Origin of the sequence: Microcoleus sp. B4-C1, assembly GCF_036705285.1 — a bacterium.
Lineage (GTDB): Bacteria > Cyanobacteriota > Cyanobacteriia > Cyanobacteriales > Microcoleaceae > Microcoleus.
The window spans coordinates 1-2,248 of the sequence record NZ_JAUBUC010000198.1; the positions used below are offsets into that span (position 1 = coordinate 1).

The window sequence follows — 2,248 nt, forward strand, 5'->3', positions numbered from 1 at the left end:
GGACGGGCGGGACGCCCATCCCACAAGAACAATTAAAATTGTAAGTTATTTAATTCGCGCTCCTAAGTGGGTACAAATAAACAGAACGTTGACAGAGGACGCCTGGGTGAAAGGATCTACTTGCTCTCACTATAAATCCTAACTAAATCCGACCCTACTTTTACAAGATAGTATGATTTTTGGCGCTTGCTAGCTAAATACAATATTTCCTAACGGTTATCTTAGTCGATCGCCCAAACACTTCTATCCGCCATAATTGCCCCCTTCAAATTAACATCGGTCAAATCAGCCCTCTCTTTGTTACAGCATTTTTGGTAAATAAAACTGGTTTGTGAGCGTCGAGAGAGCGTCCTGGAATGTATGGAAAATATGCGGTTTAGCAGCGAAGAATTAACGAAAAAACCCGGTTTCACGTTTGCAGTGCCAATGCCCCTGTCCCACTTTCGCCCAAATTCACACAAAAACGATCAACCTGCAGGCTCGGAAGCTTGTTAAACTTTTGGTCATGCCACGCTATTGGTGAGAAATCGACGGCTAGCCACAATCGTCTGCTAACGCCCCCGCAGTGCTGGGCTGCGCGGCCTGCACTGCACACTGCACGTAGGTGAGATTAGCTGCAATCAACTTTCGGGATGCCGCTGCTAAAGTCGCGGCCGCCAATGTAGTTGTTCGTTTTAAACTAATTAAACTAATTATTTAAAGGAGTTGCACGTCAATGACACAATTGTGCTTATAAGAAATATCTGGCTCGGTGCCCTCTCAAACCAGGGTTTTTCGCTAGTCTGGTGCTATTTGTGAGTTAGTTAAGCCCATAGCAGCTAGGATCGAGCTAACTCACGGTTAAACTAAAGCTCGTCATGCGGCGTTGCCTCTCAAAACCCGGATTGAGTCTTATGGCGCATTACCGCTCCTCTGTATGTTTGTTCACCTGCATTGCCTGTCTGGGCGTTGCGTTCAGTCCAAGTGCCGACGGAGGGCAACAGGTACTCAATGCCTCTGCGCGTGCTGTTTCCCAAGAAATTGCTCAGGCGAACTCTCCCCCGGACGATCGCCAGAATTCCAAGCCTCTAAAACCGTCTCCAGCGCCCGATAAAAGCAAATCTCAGCCGTCCAAAACGTCCAAATCTAATTCTAAGATCCCGAAATCGGTATCCAATTTGCTCGTCATTTTGTCTCGTCAGCGGGGGTTCTTAATGTTGGGTTTGGCAGCAGTTGTCGTCACGGCAGCGGCAGTATTTATCATGCTCAAATTAGTTAGCAGTGACGAGTCAAATTATCCTAAGCGAAGACGGGGAAGACTTGAGCGCCACAACCCAAAAAACTCTCCATTCACTAATCCCGATTCTCCTACAAACTCGCACCAAATTAGGCCACAAGAGACTTCTTCTGGGGGACAATCGCTGTCAGCCTTGCCCTACCCTTTTGGTTTGCCAAAAGGCCACAGTATTGAGAGCAGCGCTCAACCTTTTATCATGGAATCCCGGCAACCAGAACCCGATGATGCAGCCGTCGAGGGCGATCGAATTAATTCCGACACCTCGCCCTTGGAAACTCACAGCAACGGATACAGCAACACAGGTTTCAACATTCCCGAAACAACTAATCAAACCGATTCCCTAGCGAAGAAGAAAAATATTGCCCTTCCCGAAACGGATCGTAGACCTCAAGTTGATATTATTGAAGCACTGATTGAAGATTTGCAGCAGCTAAATCCGGCAAAGAGAGGCAAAGCAATTTGGGAACTAGGTCAGCGGGGAGATTCCAGAGCAGTTGAGCCGTTGCTCGATTTGCTAGCAAATTCCGACTCCAAGCAGTACAGTTTAATTTTGGCAAGTCTCTCGGAAATTGGCATTCGCACGCTCAAACCCATGAATAATGCGTGGTCAATCTCGCTGCAAAATGAAAATCCCGAAGTGCGTAAAAATGCAATTCGCGACTTGACGCGGATTTACGAATTGGTGAATCAAATCAGTTACTTGTTGCACCGTGCGACGGACGATCCAGATCCAGAAGTTCAGGAAACTGCTCGCTGGGCAATCAATCAGTTAAACCGCCTCCGTCCGCGTTCTGGGATGGATTAATAAATGTAGCAATTTTCAAATTATTTGAAAATAGAGATTTGAGATGGGAGAATTTATAATTTAGATTATGTTAGAATTAGTGACGGCTGACTAAGCTGTGGAGCATTTAAACCAGTAACGAGGCTAGTAGGGTGCGTCAGCTAGAACCCTTACGCTGAAACGGAAAA

Annotated in this window: 2 protein-coding genes; one reads left to right on the forward strand and one right to left on the reverse strand. The window is 46.5% G+C overall.

Annotated features, from left to right (window positions below; genetic code table 11):
- Positions 1 to 534: 534 nt before the first annotated feature.
- Positions 535 to 660: a hypothetical protein gene (locus QUB26_RS31590; RefSeq protein ID WP_333209394.1), complete on the reverse strand. Its 126-nt coding sequence runs from the start codon at positions 658 to 660 to the stop codon at positions 535 to 537.
- A 233-nt stretch (positions 661 to 893) separates the two neighbouring features.
- Between QUB26_RS31590 and QUB26_RS31595 the strand changes: the two genes are divergently transcribed.
- Positions 894 to 2,081, forward strand: a complete 1,188-nt coding sequence (locus tag QUB26_RS31595; RefSeq protein WP_333246548.1) for a HEAT repeat domain-containing protein — start codon at positions 894 to 896, stop codon at positions 2,079 to 2,081.
- The last annotated feature ends 167 nt before the right edge of the window (positions 2,082 to 2,248 follow it).